The following is a 25,510-nucleotide window of genomic DNA, read 5'->3' as shown; positions in this document are numbered from 1 at the left end:
CGTATCCCGCAGGGACAGTCACCGTCCGCCGCCGCTCTCTGGCACCCTTGACTGATGCGCCCCTTGATCATCGCCGCCGCGTCCACCACCCGGCCGCGCAGGTGAGGGTGCGCCTGGACCGTCTGCTCGCCGGTCGGACCCGGAAATTGCTCGCCTCGCTGGTGGCCCTGGTGATCGTGGCCGCCATCGTGCTCGTCGCAACACCGAAGAACGCCGAACCGTCGTCGGCCGTCCGGACGCAGGACGAGACGATCTCGGTGCCCGGCGGGCCGGGGGTCACCGGCCAGGTGAAGATCGACGCCACGCTCTACCTGCCGCCGGGATCCGGACGCGCCCCGGCCGTGCTGATGGCGCACGGTTTCGGTGGATCGAAGCAGTCCGTTGCCGGCGACGCCAGAACGCTGGCCGCTCGCGGTTTCGTGGTCCTTGCGTATTCCGCCCGTGGATTCGGCCACTCGTCCGGTCAGATCGCACTCGACTCGCTCGAATACGAGGTCCCCGACGCCCGAGCGCTGGTCAGCTGGCTGGCCACTCGCCCAGAAGTGCAGCTGGACGGGCCGGGTGATCCTCGGGTCGGTGTCACCGGCGCGTCCTACGGTGGGGCGCTGTCCCTCATGCTGGCCGGAACCGATCCCCGCATCGATGCCGTGGCCCCGTTGATCACGTGGAACAACCTGGCCACCGCGCTGTTCCCGAACGCGGTCGCCCCGCCCGGCGCCGTCGCCGACGGGACCCCGGCGCAGGCCGACGGCAGCTCGAACGGAGTATTCAAGAAGTCGTGGGCGGCGAATCTGCTGGCCTCCGTCATCTCCGGATCCGCTCTGAGCGGCGCGACCAGCACGACGGCGCCCAGCGACAACGGCGACGCCGGGTTCGGCCGGGGAAAGTCCACCACCGCGGCACCGCCGGACCCGAACGCCGGATCGGTCACCGACGGCTCGGCCTCCTCGTCGGCGACCACCACCGGCTGCGGCCGGCTGATGCCGGCTCTGTGCGCGGCCTATTCGACCGCCGCGCAGACCGGCATGCTCGACTCGACGCTGTCCGCCCTGCTGGCCCGCTCGAGCCCCTCCGCGGTGGTCGGCCGGATCACCGCCCCGACCCTGCTCGTCCAAGGCGAACGAGACACCCTCTTCGGGCTCGACCAGGCCGACGCCAACGCCCGCGCCATCGCCGCCCGCGGCACCACGGTCGCTGTGACCTGGTACAACGGCGGTCACGACGGCGGTAGTCCGGACCAGGTGACCCAGGACCGGATCACCAACTGGTTCTCGTACTACCTCTCCGGGATCGGCGCCAAGCCGTCAACGGCGTTCTCCTACAGCGTCGATGGCCCGCTGTCCGACACCGGGGTGGCCCGGACCCGGACGCTGCAGGTGCCGGCCTATCTGGGTGTGTCTGGAGCGGCCCGGACGCCGGAGGTAGCGATTCCGCTCACCGGCGCGACCCAGACCGTGCTGAATCCACCCGGCGGCGCACCAGCCGGGATCTCCGCCATCCCCGGCTTGTCCGCGTTGGCCGGCAACGCCTTGTCAGCGTTGTCGTCCGGTATCCCGGGCCAGGTGGCCCGGTTCACCTCGGCTCCGCTGAAGGCCCTGACGGTGATCGCCGGGACACCAACGGTGTCGGTCTCGGTCTCGTCCGTGTCGCTTCCGCAGAGCGCCGGGTCCGACCGTTCCGGTGCCGTCCTGTTCGCGTCGATCAGCAAGATCAGCGCCGGCGGTGTGCGAACCCTGGCCGGCAACGCGGTCGCGCCCGTCCGCCTGACCGGTCTTCCGGCCGACGGCAGCTCCAGGACCGTGACGATCAACCTCCCGGCCGTGGCCCTGCAGGTCGAGGCCGGTTCGCGGATCGAGATCACCTTGACCACCACCGATCAGGCGTATGCCGGGCCGACTGCTCCGGCGGTGTACCGCGTGGGGCTGGCCGGCAACGTCCACGTCGTCACCGTTCCCGAGGTCGGCGGGATCCGGGTGTCGGCCGGAGACATTCCGGTCGGCACGCTGGTGGCCCTGATCGTTCTGGCATTGATCGCCGTCGTGGCGCTGGTTCTGGGTGGCCGGGTCCGTACCCGCCGCCCGGCGCCGGCGGCCGCCGGTGCGCCGTCACCGTCGCCGGCGGACCGGTTGCCGTTGGTGATCACCGGGCTCGGAAAGTCGTATCCCGGGGGCGTGGCCGCGGTGACGGACGTCACCTTCACCGTGGGGGCGGGCCAGGTCCTGGGGTTGCTCGGGCCCAACGGGGCCGGCAAGACGACCACCCTGCGGATGGTGATGGGTCTGATCACCCCGACCTCGGGGGAGATCAGGGTGTTCGGCCAGCGGGTGCGCCCGGGGGCCGAGATCCTGGCCCGGATCGGGAGTTTCGTGGAGGGATCCGGTTTCCTGCCGCACCTTTCCGGCCGGGCCAACCTCGACCTGTACTGGCGGGCGACCGGGCGTCCGCGGGCCGACGCCCACCTCGACGAGGCACTGGAGATCGCCGCCCTCGGCAAGGCGATCAACCGCAAGGTCAAGACGTACTCGCAGGGCATGCGTCAACGATTGGCCATCGCCCAGGCCATGCTCGGACTACCCGACCTGCTCCTGCTCGACGAGCCGACCAACGGCCTTGACCCGCCCCAGATCCATGCCATGCGCGAGGTGCTCCGGGGATACGCCGCGACCGGACGCACGGTCCTGGTCTCCAGCCACATGCTTTCCGAGGTCGAGCAGACGTGCAGTCATGTCGTGGTCGTCCATCAGGGCCGCACGATCGCGGCCGGGACAGTGGCCGACATGGTCTCGGCCTCCGGTGACATGGTCTTCTCGGTCGACGATCCGGACCGGGCGATCACCGTGCTGAGATCCCTGCCCGGCGTGCGCGCGGTCGAGCTGGACGACCCCGACCTGGATCGGCGGGATGGTGGTCTGCTGCGCGCCGATCTCGGGTCGTGCCGGCCGGCCGACGCGGTCAGCGCGCTGGTCGGAGCCGGGGTGGGAATCAGGACGGCGGCCCCACGGAATCGTCTCGAGGACGTTTTCCTCGAATTGGTCGGCGCCGCCGACCCCATCGCCGGAGGTTCCCGATGACGAACGACCAGGCCCGTCCGGGCGCCGCCCATCGTCACGACCACTCGGGCGACGTGGCCGCCAGCACGATGGCCTCCATGGGACCGCCGCTCCCGGCCACTGCCTCTGGTGTACCGGCCGGTTACCGGGCCGGGCACACCCTGACCGTGCGGGTGGAACTCATGCGTCAGTTGCGCCGGCGGCGCACCCAGCTGTCCCTCGGCTTCATGGTGATCCTGCCGCTGATCCTGCTCGTGGCGTTCTCCTTCGGCAGCAGCAACTCCAACCGTTCCAGCACCAGCACGTCCTTCGTCGACCTGGCCAAGTCCGGCGCGGGCAACTTCGCCCTGGTGGCCCTGTTCTTCTCGGCCAGCTTCCTGCTGATCGTGGTGATCAGCCTGTTCTTCGGGGACACGATCGCATCGGAGGCGTCCTGGTCGTCGCTGCGGTACCTACTGGCGATGCCGGTACCCCGGGTGCGGCTCCTGCGTCAGAAGATCCTCGTCGCCGGATTCCTGTCCGTCTCAGCCCTGGTCATCCTGCCCACCACGGCCTACGTCGTGGGATTGATCGCGTATGGCAGCGGGCCGTTGTCGACGCCGATCGGCGACCAGTTCGACACCGGGACCGGACTGCTGCGCCTCCTGGTGGTCGTCGGGTATCTGGCCGTCCAACTCACCTGGGTGGCCGGGCTGGCCTTCCTCCTGAGCGTCGTGACCGACGCGCCTCTCGGTGCGGTCGGCGGAGCCGTACTGCTGTCCATCCTGTCGCAGATCCTCGACCAGATCACCGCGTTGGGCGGCATCCGCAACTGGCTCCCGACGCACTACTCGCTGGCCTGGACCGGGGCGGTGGTCGACCCGATCCGCTGGGACGACATGATCCGCGGCGCCTTCGCCGGACTGGCCTATGCGCTGGTGTTCGTCCTGATCGCGACGCTCCGGTTCCGGCGCAAGGACATCACCAGCTGAGCGGCGGGCAGGCTACTGCACGCAGAACTCGTTGCCCTCCGGATCAAGCAGCACCATCCAGCGGTCGCCCCATTCGCCTTTGCGTTCCTCGACCACCGTCGCCCCGACACCGACCAGGCGTTCGACGTGCCCCTGGACCGTTTCCCAGCGCACCTCGGGGTCGGCGATCCCGCGGCCTACACCGACATCGATGTGCAACCGGTTCTTCACTGCCTTGGCCTCGGGCACCTTCTGGAAGAACACCCGAGGCCCCGGGCCGTGCGGGTCGACGATCGCGCTGGCGTCGTCCCACCGGTCCGGCGGGACGTCCGAAGCGATCAGCGCTTCCTCCCAGGTCTCGAATCCGGGCGGCGGATCGTCGAGTCGGTATCCGAGGGCCACCGACCAGAATTCGGCGAGCACAGCCGGGCTCTTCGCGTCGATCACGATCTGGACCTGCACAGCGTTGCTCATGCCCAACTCCCTGTCCCGCACCGAGGTGGTGTCGTTCGGACGATGGCCGCCGTCACCGGGCTCCGACGCCAGCCGCGTCCATGTCCCTGATCTCCTTCTTCAACTCGTGGATCTCGTCGCGCAACCGGCCGGCGAGTTCGAACTGCAACTCGCGAGCCGAAGCCATCATCTGATCGGTGAGCTGCTGGACCAGATCGGCCAGTTCCGACCTTGCCATCCCAGCCGTGGAGTGACCGGCGAACACGCCCGAACTACCACCGACCTCTCCGGGCGCCTTCCGTCCACGGGAGGCGTTCCGTCCGGACCCACCGAGCTTCACCTTGGACCCGGAGGCGGTGATCTCGGCCGTATCCTCGGCCTCGGCGTACACCTGGGCCAGGATGTCGTTGATCTTCTTCCGCAGCGGCTGAGGATCCAGGCCGGCCGCGAGGTTGTAGGCCACCTGCTTCTCGCGCCGACGGTCCGTCTCCTCGATCGCCCGAGCCATCGACGGGGTGATCTTGTCGGCGTACATGTGCACCTGGCCGTTGACGTTGCGGGCGGCGCGGCCGATGGTCTGGATCAGTGCCGTACCGGACCGCAGGAACCCCTCCTTGTCCGCGTCGAGGATGGCCACCAACGACACCTCGGGCAGATCGAGACCTTCGCGCAACAGGTTGATGCCGACCAGCACATCGAACTCCCCCAGCCGGAGCTCCCGGAGCAATTCGACCCGACGCAGGGTGTCGACCTCCGAGTGCAGATACCGAACGCGAACGCCCATCTCCAGCAGGTAGTCGGTGAGGTCCTCGGACATCTTCTTGGTCAGAGTGGTGACCAGGACCCGCTCGTCCACCTCGACCCGCTTGCGGATCTCACCGATCAGGTCGTCGATCTGCCCGGTCGTCGGCTTGATGATCACCTCGGGGTCGACCAGGCCGGTCGGGCGGATGACCTGTTCGACGAACTCGCCGCCGGCCCGACCCAACTCGTACGGCCCCGGGGTGGCGGAGAGGTACACCGTCTGCCCGATCCGGCCGGCGAACTCCTCCCAGGTCAACGGACGGTTGTCCAGGGCCGACGGCAGCCGGAATCCGTGATCGACGAGCGTGCGCTTCCGCGACGCGTCCCCTTCGTGCATGGCGCCGATCTGCGGAACCGTGACGTGGGACTCGTCGATGACCAGCAGGAAGTCTTCGGGGAAGTAGTCGATCAGGGTGGCCGGAGCGGTTCCGGCGGCGCGCGCGTCGATGTGCCGGGAGTAGTTCTCGATCCCCGAACAGAACCCCACCTGGCGGATCATCTCCAGGTCGTAGGTGGTTCGCATCCGGAGGCGCTGCGCCTCCAGGAGGTCGCCCTGCTTCTCCAGTTCCGCCAGCCGGCCGGCCAGTTCGTCCTCGATGGCGGCGACCGCCTTGGCCATCCGCTCCGGACCGGCGACATAGTGCGTGGCCGGGAAGATCCGCAGGCCCGGGACCTCTCGCACGATGTCCCCGGTGAGCGGATGCAGATAATAGAGCTTCTCGATCTCGTCGCCGAAGAACTCGATCCGGATGGCCAGTTCCTCGTAGGCGGGGATGATCTCGACGGTGTCGCCGCGGACCCGGAAGGCGCCGCGCGTGAAGGCCAGGTCGTTGCGCGAGTACTGGATGTCGACCAGCGCACGGAGGAGGGCGTCCCGGTCCATCTGCATGCCGACGTTCACCGGCAGTGAGCGATCCAGGTACGACTGCGGGGTACCGAGACCGTAGATGCACGACACCGACGCGACCACGATCACGTCGCGGCGGGAGAGCAACGACATGGTGGCCGAGTGCCGTAGGCGTTCGACGTCGGCGTTCACCGACGAGTCCTTCTCGATGTAGGTGTCGGTCTGCGGGACGTACGCCTCGGGCTGGTAGTAGTCGTAGTACGACACGAAGTACTCGACGGCGTTGTTCGGGAACAGCTCCCGCAACTCGTTGGCCAGCTGGGCGGCCAGCGTCTTGTTCGGCGCCATGACCAGAGTCGGACGTTGCACCTTCTCGATCAGCCACGCCGTCGTCGCCGACTTGCCCGTACCGGTCGCCCCGAGCAGGACGATGTCCTTCTCGCCGGCCTTGATGCGGCGCTCGAGCTCGGCGATCGCCGTCGGCTGATCGCCGGCCGGGCGATAGTCACTGATGACCTCGAACCGCGCATTGCTGCGCGGAATGGCCCCCACCGGTCGATGTTCGGAGACGGCGAGTACTGGATGTTCGGTCGCGAATGCCACGTTTCACAGGCTACGCGGGGGCACCGACAGTCACCTGTGACCGAGCGTCGCCCCGGCCTCCGGCCCCGGTCTGCCGAACCGTTCTACCTCACCGTGAAGTAGAGATTGAGACTTCGTCCTGGGTCGGCGTTTCCGTGCGCGACGTCGAGCCGTCCCGGCGCCGGCTCCGGCGCGTCGGGCCGCCGCGGGAACCCGGCCTCGGCGAGCGCCGGTGCCCACGATTCGACCTGGTCCCGCCCGACCACCCCGACCTCCAGTTCGATGCAGTCGATCGCCGGCTGACCGGGACGCGACGTCGGTCCGACGTGACGGACCGGGCCGGCTCCGATGACTCGTTCGATCCGGTCCGACAGGAGTGCGGCGGCAAGCGGCCATTCCGGCCGGTAGGCGACCACGGAACCGTCACCGTCCGGCGCCACCCGGTGGGCATCGACGTTGGCGGCGAACTGGACCAACCGCGACCACAACAGGTCGGTCTGACGCCGGGCCTGGACCGGTGATCCGCCGTTGTCGATCCAGACGTCGCACAGAGACCGCCGGAGTTCGTCATCGATCTGGGTCGCCATCCGGGCCCTGGCATCGGCCTCGGTCAGGCCCCGATCGATCAGCCGGGCGACCCGGACGTTGTCCGGTGCGCGGACACCGACCACCAGGTGGAAGGCGGCGGCTACGTCACGGTTGGTGACCAACGGGATGTCGTTGACGACGACGCTGCCGGGGGGTGCCGCGGCCCGGAGGGCCTCGAACCGGGCCCGCACCAACGGGTGCGTGATGCCTTCGAGGTCTTTGCGCGCCCCGGCATCGGCGAACACGATGGCCGCCAAGGCGGCGCGGTCCAACGACCCGTCGCCGGCGATGATCGCCGACCCGAACCTCTGCTCGATGGCCAGCAGGCCGGGCGTGCCGATCCCGACCACCTCGCGGGCCAGCCGGTCGGAATCGACCACCACGGCACCCCTGGCGGCCAGCATCCCCGCGACCGTCGACTTGCCCGCCCCGATACCGCCAGTCACCGCGACCGTGATGGTCATCTCGTCCCTCCCTGCACTTAACGCCCACACGACACACCGAACGACATCCGACTGCGCCTTCAGACTCTCACGTAGCGTGATCAAAGGCTCTCGTGGGCGCTCTGATCGCGTCGATGATGCTCGACCCAGCGGGCTGGACCGGACCGCACCAGTAGGAGGACATCGTGACGAGTACCGTCGCCGCACCGCTCGTTCGAGGACGACACCGTCTCGGCCGCCCCGGGCTCGTCCATGTCGCCACCTTCGTCCAGGTCGTGTACCGGAGTGTGTTCACTTCCTGGCGTCATCCGGCGCGGCACCGCGCATACGTCGTACCGCGCCCCGTGACGGCAACACCGGCACCGCTCGCCGCGCACTGAACGACGCTCGCCCGGCCTTCGAGCCGGTCCCGACCGACAAAGAGCAAGGGGCCGACCCGCGGGCCGGCCCCTTGCTCGGCGTGGGTCAGCCGTTCTTCACCAGCCGAGTCAACACCTGGCCGGCCAGGTCCGGCAGACCACTGGTCAACTTGGCGTCACTGGCCAGCTTGTCACTGACGGCCAGGGACAACGTCCACGTGCCGTACTGCATCTCGATCACGCCGCCCGCCTTGAGCTGCAGCGAACTCGGATATCCCTCGATGGTCGGCGTGGTGACCTTCGCGCCCGCGTCCTGCGCCGCCGCGACGTCGACACCGATCTGCTTCTTGGCTGCGGCGGCCGACGAGTACTGGGTCAGCCGGACACGAACCGGAGCGGTCTTGCCCTTGTCCGTGCTGCCGTAGAGACAGCGGATGGCGCCCGTGGCCCCTCGGTCCCCGGCGCCGAGCCGGATGCGGTTGGTCGCGCTGCCGATGGTGGCGCCGATGGCCGCCTTGACGTCGTCCGCGGTCAGCAGATCGGTGCAGTCCGCCTTCAGTGGGTCGAGCTTCACGATCGGGGCCGCCGTGACACTGGTCTTGGTCGGGCTCGTCTTCGTGGGCTTCGGTGTGGTGCTGCTCGCCGGAGCGCTGGTCGAAGGCTTGGCCGAGGTCGGCGGACTGCCCACGACCACGCTCGAGGTCGGCTTCGACGCGGCCGCCCCGCTGGTCACCGTGTTGACCACGGTCACCGTGCGTTTGGTGGTTGATCCAGAAGTGCATCCGGCCAGGGCCAGCGCCAGGGCCAGCGTGGAAACGATTCCGATGTGTCGGGCAGTTCGGTACATGGCAACCACGCTAGGCCGCGAGCCGGTCAAACCTCGGTCAACCCGCCGTCCTCTCGGTGGCCGATGTCGGCAGATCCATCCGGTCCGGTTGATCGGCACAGCAAGAGGCGGGACCGACCTGATGGTCGGCCCCGCCTCTTGCTGCTGATGTCGATCACACCCGGCCCATCACGGCCGGGACGCGATCAGTTGCCCGCGAGCTTCTCGCGCAACTTGGCCAGCGCCTCGTCGTCGACCAAAGACCCGGCCGGGGCCTCAGCCGCGGCCTCGTCGGCCGAAACCGTCGCGGACGAGTAGTTGGCCGGCTCGGCCGCCTCGGCGTCGGCCTTGATGGCCGCCGCGATCTGCTTGAGGTGCGACTCGTAGACGGCGTGAGCGTCGGCGTACTGCTTCTCCCACGCGTCCCGCTGGCTGTCGAAGCCTTCCAGCCATTCGCCGGTGGCCACGTCGAAGCCCTCCGGCGGCAGGAAGTTGCCGGCCTCGTCGTAGTGGTCGACCACGCCGTACTGCGCGCGGACCTCGTCGAATTCGGTCTCCGGGGTGATGCCCTCGTTGGCCTGCTTCAGCGAGAGCGAGATCCGGCGACGCTCGAGGTCGATGTCGATGACGCGGACGAAGATCTCCTCGTCGACGGTGACGACCTGCTCCGGGATCTCCACGTGGCGACCGGCCAGCTCGGAGATGTGCACCAGGCCCTCGATGCCGTCGTAGACGCGGACGAACGCACCGAACGGAACCAGCTTGGTGACCCGACCCGGGACGATCTGGCCGATGGCGTGCGTGCGGGCGAAGTGACGCCACGGGTCTTCCTGGGTGGCCTTGAGCGACAGGGAGACGCGCTCACGGTCCATGTCGACGTCGAGAACCTCGACGGTGACCTCCTGGCCGACCTCGACCACCTCGGACGGGTGGTCGATGTGCTTCCAGGACAACTCGGAGACGTGCACCAGACCGTCGACGCCGCCGAGATCGACGAATGCGCCGAAGTTGACGATCGAGCTGACGACACCCTTGCGGACCTGGCCCTTGGCCAGCTGGTTGAGGAACTCGCTGCGCACCTCGGACTGGGTCTGCTCGAGCCACTGCCGCCGGGAGAGCACGACGTTGTTGCGGTTCTTATCCAGCTCGATGATCTTGGCGTCCAGCTGACGGCCGACGTAGGGCTGCAGGTCGCGGACGCGGCGCATCTCGACCAGCGACGCGGGGAGGAACCCACGGAGGCCGATGTCGATGATCAGGCCGCCCTTGACGACCTCGATGACGGTGCCCGAGACGACGCCGTCTTCTTCCTTGATCTTCTCGATCGTGCCCCAGGCCCGCTCGTACTGCGCGCGCTTCTTGGACAGGATGAGTCGGCCTTCCTTGTCCTCCTTCTGGAGGACGAGGGCCTCGACGTGCTCGCCGATCTTGACGACCTCGTTGGGGTCGACGTCGTGCTTGATGGACAGCTCACGCGAGGGGATGACACCCTCGGTCTTGTAGCCGATGTCGAGCAGAACCTCATCGCGGTCGACCTTGACGATGATGCCTTCGACGATGTCGCCATCGTTGAAGTACTTGATCGTCTCGTCGATGGCAGCGAGGAAGTCCTCGGCCGACCCGATGTCGTTGATGGCGACCTGCGGGGCGGTGCGGGTGGGTGCGGACATGTGTTGGGTTGCTCCGACGGGATGGGTTGGTGGGCGGGATTGCCCGGCTACTACGGCCGCGCGGACCGGGTGGACACGCACGGTGCGACCTGGGTCGATGTTGTGGAGCCGGCCCGGATCGAGACCCGGGACGACCGTGAAAGTTGCTGCCTACTCCATTCCGAGGCAGCCAGAACCCACATCGCAAGGGTCAGCTTACGCCAGAACGGGTCAGCGACAGGCATCACCCCGGCCGGAGCGAGCCCGGCCAGGTGTCAGGATATCGGCGTGAGCGAATCCGTCGGCCGTCAGCTGGGACCCACCCGACCGCGCCGGCGGGCGGCCGACCAACCGGTGTCCCGCTCGGCGAACCGCCGGTGGTGGGACGCGGACGCCGACGACTACCACGCCGAGCACGGGGCCTTCCTCGGTGACGCCGACTTCGTGTGGTGCCCGGAGAACGTGCGGGAGTCCGAGGCGCACCTGCTCGGGGACGTGACCGGGCGGCGCGTCCTGGAGATCGGCTGTGGCTCGGCACCGTGCGCGCGTTACCTCCGCCGTGAAGGTGCGGAAGTGGTCGCGTTCGACCTGTCGGCCGGGATGCTGCGGCATGCGACCGATGCTTCCGGCCGCACCGGCATCACCGTGCCTCTGGTGCAGGCCGATCTGTGCGAACTTCCGTTCCGGGACGGCAGCTTCGATATCGCGTTCAGCGCTTTCGGGGCGATTCCGTTCGTCGCCGATTCGGCCGGGGCGATGCGGGAGGTCGCCCGGATCCTGAAGCCCGATGGCCGGTTCGCCTTCTCGGCCACCCACCCGATGCGCTGGATGTTCCCGGACGATCCGGGCCCGAGGGGCCTGACGGTGATCCAGTCGTATTTCGACCGCTCCCCCTACGTCGAGGTGGACGCGGACGACGTACCGGCCTACGTGGAGCATCACCGGACCCTCGGGGATCGGATCCGGGAGCTGGTCGCGGCCGGATTCGTCCTCCAGGACCTGATCGAGCCCGAATGGCCGGAGGACTTCGACGGGGTCTGGGGCCAGTGGTCGCCCGAGCGCGGCGAGTTGTTCCCGGGGACGACGATCTACGTCTGTCGTCTCGGCTGACCGCTAGCCCGCCCGGGACCGCTAGCCCGCCCGGGCCGCGTCGTGCCAGGCGAGGTAGGCCGCTCCCCGTGGGGACAGCTCGTACCCGACGTCCAGGCTGATCGTCAGTCCGAGCGCCTTCATCTTCCGGATGTCGGTCTTCATCGGCTGGAGCTCGCGCTCCAGCCGGGCGGCCAGCACCTTGGACACGACGGCCGGGTTGTCCCGGATCCACCCGAGGATGAACCGGGTCCACGGGCCGGTGGGTTTGGCTGCGTCGAGCCGGTCCAGGGCCGCGTCGATCTTCCGCAGCTGCGCCTCGTCCGGCAGCTGTTCGCGCAGTTCCCACCGCGGATCCGGGCCGGCGTAGTGGAGGGAGATCTTGAAGATCCGGTCCTGGGGACGCTTCATGAGCCAGCGCGTCAGGGACGCCACCGACTGCTCGCCGGACGCGATCGCATCGGCCTCGGTGATCGACTCCACGCTCGGCACCTCCTCCACCGCGTCGATGGCGATCAGCCCGAGCTTCGTCAGCTGCCGGCCCCCCGCTCTGGCCCGCGGGACGTCCCATCGGCGGTAGACGTGCGTGACGCGCCCATCGACGATTCCTTGGACCACGAGGTTGGGCAGCAGCACGCGGCACTCCTTTGCTTCCGGCTCGGCGTACCCGACGGGCGGCGGTCAGCGGGTAGCGATCAGTGGGCGGCCGCGTCCCAGTTGCGGCCGACCCCGACCGACACGTCGAGATCGACGTCCAGCGGGAAGGCTCCGGCCATCTCCTCCCGCAGGGCCGCCGTCACCGCGGCCTGCTCCCCCGGCGCGACCTCGCAGACCAGTTCGTCGTGCACCTGCAGCAAGAGCCGGGAGGTCAGCCGCTCGGCGTCGAAACGGGCTTGCACGTTCAGCATGGCCACCTTGATGATGTCGGCGGCACTGCCCTGGATCGGCGCGTTGAGCGCCGCCCGCTCGGCCAGTTCCCGCCGCTGGCGATGGTCACTGGTCAGGTCGGGCAGATAGCGCCGTCGTCCGAAGAGCGTCTGGGTGTAGCCCTCCAGTCGCGCCGTGTCCACCGCCCTTCGCAGGTAGTCGCGGACGCCGCCGAACCGGGCGAAGTAGGCGTCCATCTGCTCCCTGGCCTCCTCGACGCTGATCTTCAGCTGACCGGACAACCCGAAGGCGGACAGACCGTAGGCCAGGCCGTAGCTCATCGCCTTGATCCGGCGGCGGAGCTCCGGCGTGACCTCGGACGCCGGGACGCCGAACGCACGGACGGCGACCGCGGTGTGCAGATCCTCACCCGACCGGAAGGCTTCGATCAGCCCTTCGTCCTTGGAGAGGTGGGCCATGATCCGCATCTCGATCTGCGAGTAGTCGGCGGTGATCAGGTTCTCGTAACCGGCCCCGGGCACGAAGGCGGCCCGGATCTGCCGGCCCTCGTCGGTCCGCACCGGGATGTTCTGCAGGTTCGGTTCGGTGGACGACAGACGGCCGGTGGCCGCCACCGTCTGCAGGTACGTGGTGTGGATCCGACCGTCCTCGCTGACCGCCTTCAGCAGCCCTTCCACCGTCGTCTTCAGCTTGGTGACGTCGCGGTGGCGCAGCAGGTGGGTCATGAAGGGGTGTTCGGTCTGCTCGTGCAGCCAGGTCAACGCATCCGCGTCGGTGGTGTAGCCCGTCTTGGTCTTCTTCGTCTTCGGCATGTTCAGCTCGTCGAAGAGCACCACCTGCAGTTGTTTCGGCGAACCGAGGTTCACCTCGTGCCCGATCTCCGCGTACGCGGCAAGGGCGGCGGTGTTCGCCTCCGACTCGAATGTCGAGCGCAGGTCCTGAAGGTAGGGCACGTCGACCGCGATTCCGGTGCGCTCCATCCGCCCGAGTACGGCCATCACCGGAAGTTCCATGTCGGTCAGCAGTGCCTGCTGACCGCTCTCGGCCAGCGAGGCTTCCAGAGCGGACGCCAGATCGATGACGGCCAGCGCCTTGATCATCTCCTTGCGGTCCTCCTCGGCGTCGAGGTCAGGCACCGCTCCGTCGGTCTCGAAGGACAACGTGAGCTGCTCGGGCTGGGGCGCGTCGTCCCCGGGGGCCGCGTCCAGGGTGCGGTGCAGGTACCGCTGGACCAGGTCACCCAGGTCGAACGCCCGCTGACCGGGGAGGGCCAGGTACGCGGCCAAGGCCGTGTCGCAGGTGATCCCGTTCACCGCCCAGCCACGGCCGAAGAGAGCGTTGACCGGCGTCTTCAGGTCGTGTCCGACCTTGTGCCGGTCCGCGTCGGCCAGCCAGGCCGCGACCGCGGAGTCGTCGTCGGGGTCGAGGGCGGTCACGTCGATCACCGCGCTGGTCCCGGCCGCGTCGGCCACGGCCATCGTGCTGACGTCACCACCACCGGGGGCCCACTGCCCCCGGATGGACAGCCCGACGGTGCCGGTGGCGTGGGCGGCCAGCCAGGGGCCGACCTGCCCGGGCCGCAGCCGGACGCCGCTGATGTCGAACCCGGCCGTGCTCGTGACATCGGCCTGCTCGAACGTCTCCAGCAGACGTTCGCGGAGCACCTTGAACTGCAGGTTGTCGAAGATCTCGTGCACGGCCTCCCGGTCGTAGGGCCGTGCGACGAGGGCCGCCGGATCGGCCGTCAGGTCGACGTCGCGCACCAGCTGCGTCAGCCGGCGGTTCTGCAGCACACTGGACATCGCGGAGCGCAGGGCGTCACCGGTCTTGCCGGGCACCTCGTCCACCCGGTCCACCAGTTCTCCCAGCGAGCCGAAATCGCGGATCCACTTCGCGGCTGTCTTCTCCCCCACCCCCGGGATACCGGGGAGATTGTCCGATGGGTCGCCGCGCAGGGCCGCGAAGTCGGGGTACTGAGCCGGGGTGAGACCGTACTTGTCCATCACCTCTTCGGGGGTGAACCTGGTCATGTCGGACACGCCTCGCTTGGGATACAGGACCGTCACCCCCGGGGTGACCAGCTGCAACGCGTCGCGGTCCCCGGTGCAGATCAGTACCTCCATGCCCTCGGCCTCGGCCTTGGTGGTCAGGGTGGCGATGACGTCGTCGGCCTCGAAGTTCTCCGCCGTCAGCACGTCGATGCGCAGCGCCGCCAGTACCTCCTTGATCAGCTCGACCTGACCTTTGAAGTCGGCCGGCGAGGTCGAACGGTTGGCCTTGTAGTCGGCGAACTCCTCGCTGCGCCACGTCTGCCGGGAGAGGTCGAACGCGACCGCGACGTGGGTGGGACGTTCGTCCCGCAGCAGGTTGATCAGCATCGAGGTGAAGCCGTACACCGCGTTGGTCGGCTGCCCGGTGGTGGTGGAGAACTTCTCGACCGGCAACGCGAAGAAGGCGCGGTAGGCCAGCGAGTGCCCGTCCAGCAGCAACAACAGCGGCGAAGTGCGCGGGGCGGCGGCCTTCGAGGCCGCGATCTTCGCCTCGGCCGGGGTCTGCCCGCGGGGGGCCTTCCGGCCCGGGGGGTTCGGACGCGCCACCGGCTTCTTGGGCGCCGCCGGCTCGGCGATCGTGGATTCGGTACCTGGTGCAGCAGTGGCCATCACGCGCCCGAGTCTAGGGTTAAACACCGACAGGGACCCGGGCCGCAGGCTCGGCGACCTGACATCGTCGACGCAGGGCAGACCTGGAGCGGAATCTGATGACCGAGGCAACCACGGACGGCTTGACCGTCGAGCAGGCGAACGCGATGCGCGGCGAACTGGCCGAACGCATCGGCATCGAATTGACCGAGGTGTCCACCGAGCGGGTGGCCGGGCGGATGCCGGTCGTCGGGAATCGGCAGCCGTTCGATCTGCTGCACGGCGGCGCGACCGCGGCGCTGGCCGAGACGCTCGGCTCGTTCCACGCCCAGGTGGCCGCCGGCCAGACCGGCACCGCGGTCGGGATCGAGCTGAGCTGTTCGCACCACCGCGCCGCGCGGGACGGCTACGTGTACGGCGTCTCGACCCCGTTGCAGGTCGGCCGGACCGTCGCGTCGTTCGAGATCGTGGTCAGCAACGAGGACCGGCAGCGGGTGTGCACGGCCCGCCTGACCTGCATCATCCGTCAGACCGTGAAGCCGACCTGAGCCCGGAACGGCTGCTGCCCCGCACCGGGGACGGAGCGGGGCAGCAGCCTGAGGATGAACCGACCTAGGAGGCGATCTCCTCGCCGAGGTAGGCCGCCCGTACCCGGTCGTCGGCCAGCAGGTCCTGGCCGGTACCGGTCAGCACGATCTCGCCGGTCTCCAGCACGTAGCCGCGGTTGGCCAGGCCGAGGGCCTGGGTGGCGTTCTGCTCGACCAGCAGCACCGTGACGCCTTCGCCGTTGATCTCCTTGATGATGTCGAAGATCTGTTTGACGATCAGCGGGGCCAGCCCCATCGACGGCTCGTCCAGGAGCAGCAACCGGGGCTTGCCCATCAGGGCCCGCCCGATGGCGAGCATCTGCTGCTCGCCGCCGGACAACGTCCCGGCCTGCTGCTTGTAGCGCTCCTGCATGCGAGGGAAGAGCTCCAGCACGTGCTCGAGCACCTTCTCGTCCGGCTTCTTGAACCGGAAGGCCCCCATCTCCAGGTTCTCCGCCACCGTCATCAGCGGGAACACGTGACGGCCTTCCGGCACGTGACAGATCCCGAGGTGGATCAGCTCGTGGGCCGGGATGCCGTCGATGCGCTGGCCGTCGTACCGGATCTGACCCAGGGCCGGGCGGAGCATGCCCGACACGGTCTTCTGGGTGGTCGTCTTGCCGGCGCCGTTGGCTCCCAGCAGCGCGACGATCTCGCCCTCCTCGACCTCGAAGCTGACGCCCTTGAGCGCCTTGATCGCGCCGTAGCGCACCTCGATGTCGTCGACCTCCAGCAGACTCATGCCTGACCCTCCGTCACGTCGTTGGCGCTGAGTTCGTTCTTGTCGAACGAGATCAACGCGGGCCCGGCCGACGGGAGGTCGCCATGAGCGAGCTCGTCGGCGGCCTCCTCTTCACTGCTGCCCAGGTAGGCGGCGATGACGGCCGGGTTCTTCTGGATCTGCTCCGGCGTGCCCTCGGCGATCTTCTGGCCAAAGTTGAGCACGATCAGGCGGTGGGCGATCGACATGACGAGCTTCATGTCGTGCTCGATCAGCAGGACCGACACCCCGTCGTCCTGGTTGATCTTCGTGATCAGCGCGGCCAGATCCCGCTTCTCGGCCGGGTTCGTCCCGGCGGCCGGCTCGTCGAGCAGGATCACGCCGGGGTTGGTGCCCAACGCCCGGGCGATCTCGAGCCGCCGCTGCTCACCGTAGGCCAACGACCCGGCCAGCTCGTTGGCCCGCGAGGTGAGGCCGACCTCGTGGAGCAACTCGAACGCCCGCTCGGAGCTCTCGCGCTCCTCCCGTCGCTGCCAGGGCATGCCCAGCATCGACGCGATCGGGCCGGACCGCTGACGCGTCTCGACGCCGACCTTGACGTTCTCCAGAGCGGTCAGTGCCGGGAACAGCCGAATGTTCTGGAACGTCCGGGCGACGCCGAGCCGGTTGACGACGTGCGTCTTCTGGCCCAGCACGCTGACCGGGTGGTCACCGACCCGGGCGGCGAGGTTGATGCTCCCCTCCTGGGGGGTGTACACGCCGGTCAGCGAGTTGAACAGCGAGGTCTTGCCGGCACCGTTGGGACCGATGACGGCCAGGATCTCGCCCCGGTACATCTTCATGGAGACGTTGTTCAAGCTGGTCACGCCGCCGAACCGGAGGGTGACCGAGTCGATGTCGTAGATGACATCCCTGGTATCTGTTGCGACGCTCATGCCTTCGCTCCCAAACCTTCGCCCTCGGGCACGGCTGTGACCTCTGAACTCTCGTCCGCGTGCAGGCCTTTGAGTTCGGCCTGCCGGCGCCGGGCCGGTATCAGACCGCCCGGACGGAAGATCATCATCAGCAGGACGATGAGACCGATCCAGATCTGGCGGTCCTCGGCCGGCACCTGATCCTTGAGGAACTCCGGGAGCCAGGTCAGCACGGCGGCGCCGGCGATGGCTCCGGGCAGCGAACCCATGCCACCGAAGACGACATAGGCGACCACCAGGATCGAGTTGTTCAACACGAAGTTGTCCGGGTTGAAGTAACCGACCTGACTGGCGAAGAACACACCCGCCAGGCCCGAGGTCGACGCACCGATGGCGAAGGCCATCAGCTTGACCCGGGTGGTGTTGATACCGGTGGCCTGGGCGGCGATCTCGTCTTCGCGGATGGCCGCCCAGGACCGGCCGACCCGCGAGTTCTCCAGCCGGCGGAACAGCACGACGACCACGACCACGAGGAACAGCAGCAGATACCAGTACTGCAGGTAGCTCTGACCCCACGTGATCTTGAAGAACCCGAGGTTGATGACCGGGTGCGGCACCGACGGTGAGGGCCCGCGGGTGGAGTTGGTCAGGCCGTCCGAGTTGACCGCGGAGATCCGGATGATCTCACCGAATCCGAGCGTGACGATGGCCAGGTAGTCACCTCGCAGCCGCAGGGTCGGTGCGCCCAGGAGTACGCCGGCTATCACACAGAGCAGGATCGCGAACGGGATGGCCAGCAACGGCGACATGTGCAGCCATGACGGCGGCTTCACCGGCAGGGACCCGACCAGATACGCCGTGGTGTACGAACCGATGGCGTAGAAGCCGATGAAGCCGAGGTCGAGCAGACCGGCCCAGCCGACGACCACGTTCAGGCCGACCGCGAGCAGCACGTACACCCCGATCTCGGTGACCAGCACGTTCTGCCAGAAACCGTTGGCCGTCGGCGGGTAGAACAGGGCGGCCGCCGCGGCCACCACGAACAGCGTCTTGGCACCACCCGGGGACTTCAGGAAACCGCCGCCGATCGCGTCGGAGGACTTCGAGCGGCGGACCACCGACGGCAACCTGACCGTACCGACCGACGCGACGATGTACCCCGCCCCGGCCAGCAGCAGGAACGTGGCCGCTCCCATCCAGCCGCCGGCCCCGAGGTTCTGCCACGGGCCGGTCGAGGAGTCGAGTCCGAGCGTCGCGCCCAGCGAGCTGATCAGATAGAGCACGTACACGGTGACCAACATCGCGACCAGCCCGACCCCGGCGGTGATCCACCCGAGCATGCGGCTGCGCAGGTAGGTCGCGGCGACGGCCAGCACAACGGTCACGGCGAACAACGCCCAGCCCAGCCAGGACAGGTAGGCCCCGGCGATGGGGGCGAGCCCCTTGCCGGTGAGCATCGTCGAGGTGTCGGTCAGCGTTGCGTTCTTGGCCAACGGGGAGAACCAGGTGGCCGAGCCGAAGCCGAGCACACCGACCACGACCCCGACGCCGGCCAGCGGAAGGCCGGGCCGGAATCCCATCACGGTGTCGGCGAACGCCTTGGAGTCGGCGATCTGCGACTGCGACAACGCCAGCGTCACCGCAGCTGCGACCACCGCCAGGTAGGCGAAGATGGTCGCGCCGCTGCCGAGGGAGTGATCGACCGCCTTGCCGACCTTGAGCACGTCGGCGTGCGCGGTGTAGGTCGCGTAGATGCCGAACAACGCGATGGCCACGGTCAGCCAGCCCAGCACGCGGAGCCCGAGGATGATCCCCACCCCGCACACCACCAGGACGGCGACGATCAGGGTCCAGGACAGCCACCCGAAGTAGGCCCGGGTGATCGGGCTGACCTGCGAGCTGGCCTTGACTCCGTCGGCCAGCGGCCCGAACTTGCCGAGCTGGTCGTACCAGTTGAGCAGGCTGTGCGCGGCGATCAGCGAGATCACGCCGATCAGCAGCGGCCGGACTCCGGGCCGCACCAGGAACGGCACGACCGACGGCCAGAACGTGATGGCCAGGAACACCAGCACGCCGATGGCCAGGAAGACGAACACGCGGGGGCTGAACACGGCCTGCCGGAAGGCCAGGCCGATGTCCTGGAAGTTGCCCTCCTGCGGCCCGATGATGACGGCCAGCACGATTCCCAGGGCCAGACAGGCCAGCAACCGGGTGACGATCGGGTTCTGGAAGAAGGTGGCGACCGGGTTCTTCGCGCCGACGTTCTTCGTCACGGGGCTCTTGCTGATCGACGTCATGCCGCACGTCCAAGGCGCTCGCCCAGCAGACCGGTCGGCCGGAACACCAGAACGCTGATGAGCAGCACGAATGCCACTGCATCGGTCCATTTGATGCCGATCCAGGGGCTCGACCACCAGGGGAAGGTCGGGATCAGGTTCTCGATGACGCCGAGCAGGAGTCCACCGATCATCGCCCCCCGGATGTTTCCGATGCCGCCGAGCACGGCCGCGGCGAAGGCCTTGATCCCTGGTTGGAAGCCCATGGTGTTGGACAGGGAGAACGCGGTGCCGAACAGGAACCCGGCGGCACCGCCCAGAGCACCACCGATGACGAACGTGCGCGAGATGGTCTTGTCGATGTTGATCCCCATCAGAGCGGCCGTCGGAGCGTCCTCGGCCACGCCGCGGATGCTGCGGCCGAGCTTCGTACCCGACACCAGACGGTCGAGAAAGATCATCATGATGACGGCCGACACGATCAGGATGACCTGGATCAGGTCGATGTGCACCTGGCCGACGTCGACGACGTGCTTGTTGATGTCGAAGTAGGACGGGAACGAGTTGTTCTGCAGACGGCCGAACAGCTTGCCGGCCAAGGCCGACAGGAAGAAGGACATTCCGATGGCGCTGATCAGGAATGCGAGTTTCGGAGCTCCCCGTCTTCGAAGCGGCCGATAGGCCACGCGTTCGAGCGACCACGCGACGGCGGCGCCGGTGGCCGCACCGGCCACCAGGCCGAGGACCAGGGCCACGACGACGACCCAGGTGGGTGTGTCAGCGCCGCTCCCGACGATCCAGTGCACGATGGCGTAGCTGCCGAAGGCTCCGGACATGAACACCTCGCTGTGCGCGAAGTTGATCAGCTGGAGGACGCCGTAGACCAACGTGTAGCCGAGCGCGATCAGCGCGTACATCGAGCCACGGGTCAGGCCGGCAATCAGGTAATTGAAGAATTCGGTCATCGGGAGAGGTCAACCTTCCAGGGGCCGATGAGAAGTAGGACGGGACCAGGCCGAGCGTTGTCCGGCAGTATGCACGAGAGGTGCCGCCGGTCCGCGGATGCAGACCGACGACACCTCTCATCACTTGCTTTGTCGTGCCGGAGCATTCACTGCTGGGCGATTACTTCTGGTCCTTGATGTTGCCCAGGAGCACGATCGCGCCGTTCTTCTGCTGGTACAGGTTGACGGTCTGCACCGAGGCGGAGACCTCACCCGACTTCTCGAACTTGACCTCGGTGGTGATGCCCTTGTAGTCCAACGCGTTGACCGCGGTCTCGACGCTGGCCTTGGTGATGGAACCGGCGCCCTTGGCCGCCTTGATCGCTTCGATCAGGGCGTTGGTGGCGTCGTACGCCTCCGGCGAGTAGGTCGACGGCGGGGTGTTGAACATCTTGGTGTACGCCGCGGTGAAGGCCTTGGCCGCCGGAGCCGTGGTGGCGTCGAGGCAACCACAGGTGAAGTACCAGCCGTTACCGGCCGCACCGGCGCCGGTGGTGAACACCGACGACTTGCCACCGTTGCCGGTGACGGTCAGACCCTTGTAACCGGCCGCCTTGAGCGCCTTGGCGAACAGCGCCGCCTGAGCGTCGTAACCGCCGTAGAACAGGGCGCCGGCACCCGAGGACTGCACGGCCTGAGCGGAGGCGGTGTAGTCGGTCGTCTTGGCGTCGACACCCTGGCGGGTGACCTTGACGCCCTTGGCCGTCAGTTCCTTCTCCATGGCGTCGGCGACGCCCTTGCCGTAATCGGACAGATCGTCGATGACGTAGACCGTCTTGATGCCCTTGGTGGCCAACCAGTCGGCGCCCTGGGTGCCCTCCACGTTGTCCGAGGGGACGATGCGGTGGAAGGTGGTGAAGCCGAGCGTGCTCAGCGTCGGGTTGGTGGCCGACGGGGTGATCATGGCCAGACCGGCGTCACCGTAGGTCTTGCCCACCGCCTTGGTGGCACCGGAGAAGCTCGGCCCGATGACGCCGACGACGGCGCTGTCCTGCAGGATCTTCGCGGCCGCGGCGGGAGCCTTGTCCGGGGCGCCCTGGTCGTCCGACTCGATGCCGGCCAGGGTGAAGCCGAGCTTGCCCGAGGCGTTGGCCTCGGAGATGGCCAGGCGGAAGCCGTTGACCTCGTTGATGCCGAGCTGCTGGTTGTCGCCGGACAACGGTCCCTGGAACGCGATCTTGATCGTGGTGCCGCCTCCGCCGAGCCCACCGCCGGCGGCGGCGCTGGACGGGGCCGAGCTGGCCGAGGCCGACCCGGAACTGGCGGCCGGGGCGGCGCTCGATGCCGGGGCACCGGGGCTGGCGGCCGGGGCGGCCGATGAGGACGAGCTCGCGGTGCTGGAGTTCGAGCACGCGGCCAGAGCCATCGCACCCACCACTCCGATTGCGGCGATTTTCGCCAGAGAACTACTCCGCACTGACGTTTCTCCTTCGTTTGTCGACCTTCGAATCGAAGATCGGACTTTCTAACGGACATAGCGGACGGGGATCAGCTATGTGTGTCACACAAGCCGGGCCACCGCAAGGGAGGACGGTAACGCTTTCGCGGCTATGTGGAACCGGTCCGGCCCACCGCGAGACCGATCGTGACCAAATCGCGTCCAACCAGCACACGGCCGTAACATTTGCGGGCGCCCGGCTGCCGTGCCACGTCCTTGCCTCCGGGCCCGCGATTTCGCCGCAGGGCCTGCACCCAACTGGGAGCAGGCCCGACGGCGATCGACGTCAGGCCTTCGCACCCAGCCCGTCGAGTACGGCCTGGGCGACGGCCTGCATCGACGTGCGGCGATCCATCGCCGTCCGCTGGATCCAGCGGAACGCCTCCGGCTCCGTCATCTTCTGGTTCGTCATCAGCAGGCCCTTCGCCCGGTCGATCAACTTCCGGGTCTCCAGACGCGCCGTCACATCGGTGACCTCTTCACGCAGGGCCACCATCTCGGCATAGCGCGCCACCGCCAGTTCGATGGCCGGCAGCAGATCGGCCGGCGAGAACGGCTTCACCAGGTATGCCATGGCCCCGGCGTCCCTGGCCCGTTCGATCAGATCCCGCTGCGAGAACGCGGTCAGCATCACCACCGGGGCGATCTGCCCGGCGACGATCTCCGCCGCAGCGTCGATGCCGTCCTTCTTCGGCATCTTGATGTCCAGGATCACCAGATCGGGTTTCAGCTTGATCGCGAGCGCGACGGCTTCCTCGCCGTCGCCGGCTTCGCCGACCACCTCGAACCCTTCCTCCGCCAACATCTCGGCGAGGTCCAGCCTGATCAGGGCCTCGTCCTCGGCGATGAGAACGCGACGCGGACTGGTCATCAGCCACCTCCTGCGTTTGTGCCCGGTTCTCGGACTGGGCCGCGAATTCGGCCGCGCAGGGAGCCTACCGAGGCGATGTAACTCCTGTGTGACGGTCAGCCTCCGCCAGGAGGCGAAACCGCCCCATCCGGTGTGACGATCGACTCCGCCTGACGGGTCGCAAACGACGAGTCGAATCCACGGTCGGAGGGCAGGTAAGCTTCCCCCGACCCGCTCGCGGGTCCTGCCCCCGTATCCCAATTGGCAGAGGAAACGGATTCAAATCCCGTGCAGTGTCAGTTCGAGTCTGACCGGGGGCACTGTGACAGGCCGGCCCGTCAACGACATGCCGACGCGTCAACCACGTGGCGGCACGTCCACCACCGGGCGCCGGCCGGTCCGGGCCGTCGCAGCCACCGCCGAGACCACACGCCGGGTCTTCAGCCCTCGGATGCGGGTGAAGCCGGCCCCGGCCCTCGGGGTGGCCGGGCCGCGAACGCGGAGGCCACACTGGTCACCGCGATGCTCACCAGCGCGGCCGCCAGGATCGCGCCGCCCTCCCCCGGCGCCAATCGACCGGTGTTCGTGCCGATCGTCACCGCCGCCACCGGCACCCCCAGCTGCGCTCCGGCCAACAGGGCCAACGGCAAGGGCTGACCGGCCAGCACGACCGCGGCGTGCACGCCGGCCGTTCCCAGGGCCAGCAGACCGGCGACCAGCAGCATCTTCGGGTGGCCGCCGATCGCCCGCAGATCGAGCGAGGCGCCCAGCCAGACGAAGAACACCGGGGCGAGGAACCCGTCACTGACCGAGAACAGTTGTTTGGCGAGCCTTCTGGGCTCACCCAGGCTGGCGAGCACGATCCCGGAGACGAACCCGGCGAGCATCACCGACACCCCGACCGCCTGGGCCAGCCCGGCCAGCGAGAACAGGATGATCAGGTTCCAGCGGAGCTCGAGGCCGAAGTGCCGGCGCTTGGACAACTGCTGCAGACGACGAAGGGTCCCGGTCCGGGCGATGACGGTCATCACCCCGGCCACCACGGCGCCGGCCGCGATGACGGCCAGTGCCCCGGCCGCCGCGCCGAGTGCCTTGGACGGGTTCTCGGCCAACGGCAAGGCCACGATGCACACCGTGTCGGCCGCCGCCACCTGCACCACGGTGGCCGTCACCCGGCTCCCGGTCAGGGCGGCGCCGTCGATCACCGGCATCACCAGCGCGGCCGAGCTCGAGGCCAGCAGCACCGCGTACAACAGCCCGTGACCGGTCCCGGCCACCCCGGAGATCAGCAGTCCGATGGGAACCGCCAACACCCCGACCCGGGCGGCGAGCAGCAACCCCCGGCCCAGCTGAGAGCGGAGGGTCGCGTTCCGGACCGGCACGTGGCTGCCCGCCACCAGCATGACCAGGGCAAAACCGACCGTGGCCAGGAACGACAGCACCTGGTCGTCGGGATGGACCCAGCCGAACCCGGTACGCCCGACGACGACGCCGAGCACCATCTCACCGACCACCACCGGTAGCCGGAGCCGGGCCGGCGTGGCCAGCAGCGGGCCGACCAGCCCGACGGCCAGTACCACCGCCAGGCCGACCAGCGTCATGCCGGCGCGACCCCCACCCGGACCAGTCCCTCTTGCACCACCGTGGCCAGCATGGCGCCGTCGGCCGCGAAGAAGTGCCCCATCGCCAGCCCGCGAGATCCCGAGGCGCTGGGCGAATGCGTGTCGTAGAGCACCCAGTCGTCGACCCGGATCGGGCGGTGGAACCACATCGCGTGATCGAGCGAGGCCAAGGAGAGCCTCGAGGTCGACCAGCCCAGCCCGTGGGTGGCCAGGATCGAATCGAGCAGGGTCAGATCGGACAGGTAGGCCAGCATGCACACATGCAGGAGCTGATCGTCCGGAAGGGCGCCGAAACTGCGGAACCACACCTGATTCCTGACCTCGGACCGGGGCTCGGCATCACTCGCCCACGGCGGATCGTTGACGTAGCGGACGTCGAAGGGGCGCGGAACCCGGCCCAGGCCCGCCGGCTGGGGCGCCGCCTGCATCCGCTCGGCGAAAGTGGGAAGGGTCTCCGGCCGCGGCACGACCGGCATCGGGTCGCTGTGGTCCACCCCCGGCTGGTCGAGCTGGAAGGAACTGGACAGGGTGAAGATCGGTTTGCCGTGCTGGATGGCGATCACCCGGCGGGTGGTGAACGACTGCCCGTCCCGGGTGCGGTCGACGTCGAAGACGATGGGAACGCGCGGATCGCCGGGCCGCAGGAAGTAGGCGTGCAGCGAATGCACCCGTCGATCCGGTGGGACCGTACGTCCGGCCGCGGTCAGTGCCTGGGCCGCCACCTGTCCTCCGAACACCCGCATGGTCGAGTTCTCGGGCGACACGCCACGAAAGAGATTGTCCTCCAGGCGTTCCAGGTCGAGCAGCCGGATCAGAGCGGCGGTGGTGGCGCGGCCTTCGGCCTCGGACCGTTCCGCTGCGGGCGGTGAGTCGTTGTCATTCACGCCGATCACCGTATCGGCCCCCGGGTCGGCCGTCCGCCGGACGGTGC

At 68.4% G+C, this 25,510-nt stretch carries 19 protein-coding genes and 1 tRNA gene; 5 read left to right on the top strand and 15 right to left on the bottom strand.

Annotation, left to right across the window (positions count from 1 at the left end; all coding sequences use genetic code 11):
* Positions 1-107: 107 nt before the first annotated feature.
* On the top strand, positions 108-3,071 hold the full coding sequence (locus tag BLS97_RS18245; RefSeq protein WP_231988183.1) for an alpha/beta fold hydrolase: 2,964 nt from the start codon (positions 108-110) through the stop codon (positions 3,069-3,071).
* Complete coding sequence (locus BLS97_RS18240) at positions 3,068-4,021, top strand: ABC transporter permease (RefSeq protein ID WP_197676260.1); 954 nt, start codon at positions 3,068-3,070, stop codon at positions 4,019-4,021. The genes BLS97_RS18245 and BLS97_RS18240 overlap by 4 nt, the downstream gene beginning before the upstream one ends.
* Positions 4,022-4,033: 12 nt before the next feature.
* Here the strand turns inward: BLS97_RS18240 and BLS97_RS18235 are convergent, their stop codons facing one another.
* The 5 genes from BLS97_RS18235 to rpsA form a co-directional block, all read right to left on the bottom strand.
* Positions 4,034-4,474 (bottom strand): VOC family protein, encoded by a 441-nt coding sequence (locus BLS97_RS18235; RefSeq protein ID WP_090478693.1) that lies wholly within the window; start codon positions 4,472-4,474, stop codon positions 4,034-4,036.
* Positions 4,475-4,526: 52 nt separating this feature from the next.
* Entirely contained in the window at positions 4,527-6,707 is a 2,181-nt protein-coding gene (uvrB, locus tag BLS97_RS18230) for an excinuclease ABC subunit UvrB (protein ID WP_090478690.1), read from the bottom strand.
* Between the two features lie 83 nt (positions 6,708-6,790).
* Positions 6,791-7,738, bottom strand: a complete 948-nt coding sequence (gene coaE / locus BLS97_RS18225) for a dephospho-CoA kinase (RefSeq protein ID WP_090478687.1) — start codon at positions 7,736-7,738, stop codon at positions 6,791-6,793.
* Positions 7,739-8,182: 444 nt separating this feature from the next.
* On the bottom strand, positions 8,183-8,923 hold the full coding sequence (locus tag BLS97_RS18220) for a hypothetical protein (RefSeq protein WP_090478683.1): 741 nt from the start codon (positions 8,921-8,923) through the stop codon (positions 8,183-8,185).
* Between the two features lie 185 nt (positions 8,924-9,108).
* Positions 9,109-10,572, bottom strand: a complete 1,464-nt coding sequence (rpsA, locus tag BLS97_RS18215; protein WP_090478680.1) for a 30S ribosomal protein S1 — start codon at positions 10,570-10,572, stop codon at positions 9,109-9,111.
* Positions 10,573-10,839: 267 nt separating this feature from the next.
* Between rpsA and BLS97_RS18210 the strand changes: the two genes are divergently transcribed.
* The gene (locus BLS97_RS18210) at positions 10,840-11,661 is read left to right on the top strand and encodes a class I SAM-dependent methyltransferase (protein ID WP_231988182.1); all 822 of its coding nucleotides are present in this window, start codon (positions 10,840-10,842) and stop codon (positions 11,659-11,661) included.
* Positions 11,662-11,682: 21 nt separating this feature from the next.
* Here the strand turns inward: BLS97_RS18210 and BLS97_RS18205 are convergent, their stop codons facing one another.
* Both BLS97_RS18205 and polA read right to left on the bottom strand, forming a co-directional pair.
* A complete protein-coding gene (locus BLS97_RS18205; RefSeq protein ID WP_090478676.1) occupies positions 11,683-12,276 on the bottom strand; it encodes an ASCH domain-containing protein in 594 nt (197 codons plus the stop codon).
* A 59-nt stretch (positions 12,277-12,335) separates the two neighbouring features.
* Complete coding sequence (gene polA, locus BLS97_RS18200; RefSeq protein ID WP_090478671.1) at positions 12,336-15,188, bottom strand: DNA polymerase I; 2,853 nt, start codon at positions 15,186-15,188, stop codon at positions 12,336-12,338.
* Positions 15,189-15,286: 98 nt separating this feature from the next.
* Here polA and BLS97_RS18195 point away from each other — a divergent pair, with 98 nt between their 5' ends.
* Entirely contained in the window at positions 15,287-15,715 is a 429-nt protein-coding gene (locus tag BLS97_RS18195; protein WP_090478667.1) for a hotdog fold thioesterase, read from the top strand.
* A 64-nt stretch (positions 15,716-15,779) separates the two neighbouring features.
* Here the strand turns inward: BLS97_RS18195 and BLS97_RS18190 are convergent, their stop codons facing one another.
* The 6 genes from BLS97_RS18190 to BLS97_RS18165 all read right to left on the bottom strand — a co-directional run bounded on the left by BLS97_RS18190 (position 15,780) and on the right by BLS97_RS18165 (position 22,978).
* Positions 15,780-16,496 (bottom strand): ABC transporter ATP-binding protein, encoded by a 717-nt coding sequence (locus BLS97_RS18190; RefSeq protein ID WP_090478664.1) that lies wholly within the window; start codon positions 16,494-16,496, stop codon positions 15,780-15,782.
* Positions 16,493-17,410: an ABC transporter ATP-binding protein gene (locus BLS97_RS18185; RefSeq protein WP_090478661.1), complete on the bottom strand. Its 918-nt coding sequence runs from the start codon at positions 17,408-17,410 to the stop codon at positions 16,493-16,495. The genes BLS97_RS18190 and BLS97_RS18185 overlap by 4 nt, the downstream gene beginning before the upstream one ends.
* A complete protein-coding gene (locus tag BLS97_RS23605) occupies positions 17,407-19,686 on the bottom strand; it encodes a branched-chain amino acid ABC transporter permease (protein ID WP_197676259.1) in 2,280 nt (759 codons plus the stop codon). The genes BLS97_RS18185 and BLS97_RS23605 overlap by 4 nt, the downstream gene beginning before the upstream one ends.
* A complete protein-coding gene (locus BLS97_RS18175) occupies positions 19,683-20,630 on the bottom strand; it encodes a branched-chain amino acid ABC transporter permease (protein ID WP_090478656.1) in 948 nt (315 codons plus the stop codon). The genes BLS97_RS23605 and BLS97_RS18175 overlap by 4 nt, the downstream gene beginning before the upstream one ends.
* Positions 20,631-20,790: 160 nt before the next feature.
* On the bottom strand, positions 20,791-22,035 hold the full coding sequence (locus BLS97_RS18170) for a branched-chain amino acid ABC transporter substrate-binding protein (protein ID WP_090478653.1): 1,245 nt from the start codon (positions 22,033-22,035) through the stop codon (positions 20,791-20,793).
* A gap of 358 nt (positions 22,036-22,393) precedes the next feature.
* Positions 22,394-22,978 carry an ANTAR domain-containing response regulator gene (locus BLS97_RS18165; RefSeq protein WP_090478650.1) on the bottom strand — a complete coding sequence of 195 codons (585 nt, stop codon included), beginning with the start codon at positions 22,976-22,978 and terminating at the stop codon, positions 22,394-22,396.
* A gap of 225 nt (positions 22,979-23,203) precedes the next feature.
* Here BLS97_RS18165 and BLS97_RS18160 point away from each other — a divergent pair.
* Positions 23,204-23,277, top strand: a tRNA-Leu gene (locus tag BLS97_RS18160).
* Positions 23,278-23,397: 120 nt separating this feature from the next.
* Here BLS97_RS18160 and BLS97_RS18155 read toward each other — a convergent pair.
* Both BLS97_RS18155 and BLS97_RS18150 read right to left on the bottom strand, forming a co-directional pair.
* Positions 23,398-24,558 carry a cation:proton antiporter gene (locus BLS97_RS18155; protein WP_090478645.1) on the bottom strand — a complete coding sequence of 387 codons (1,161 nt, stop codon included), beginning with the start codon at positions 24,556-24,558 and terminating at the stop codon, positions 23,398-23,400.
* Entirely contained in the window at positions 24,555-25,463 is a 909-nt protein-coding gene (locus BLS97_RS18150) for an acyl-CoA thioesterase (protein ID WP_231988181.1), read from the bottom strand. Before BLS97_RS18150 ends, BLS97_RS18155 begins: the two co-directional genes overlap by 4 nt.
* Positions 25,464-25,510: the final 47 nt, after the last annotated feature.

It is taken from the genome of Nakamurella panacisegetis, from assembly GCF_900104535.1.
GTDB lineage: Bacteria > Actinomycetota > Actinomycetes > Mycobacteriales > Nakamurellaceae > Nakamurella > Nakamurella panacisegetis.
Note: the sequence above shows the minus strand (reverse complement) of the source record. Positions and strands in the feature narration are given on the sequence as shown.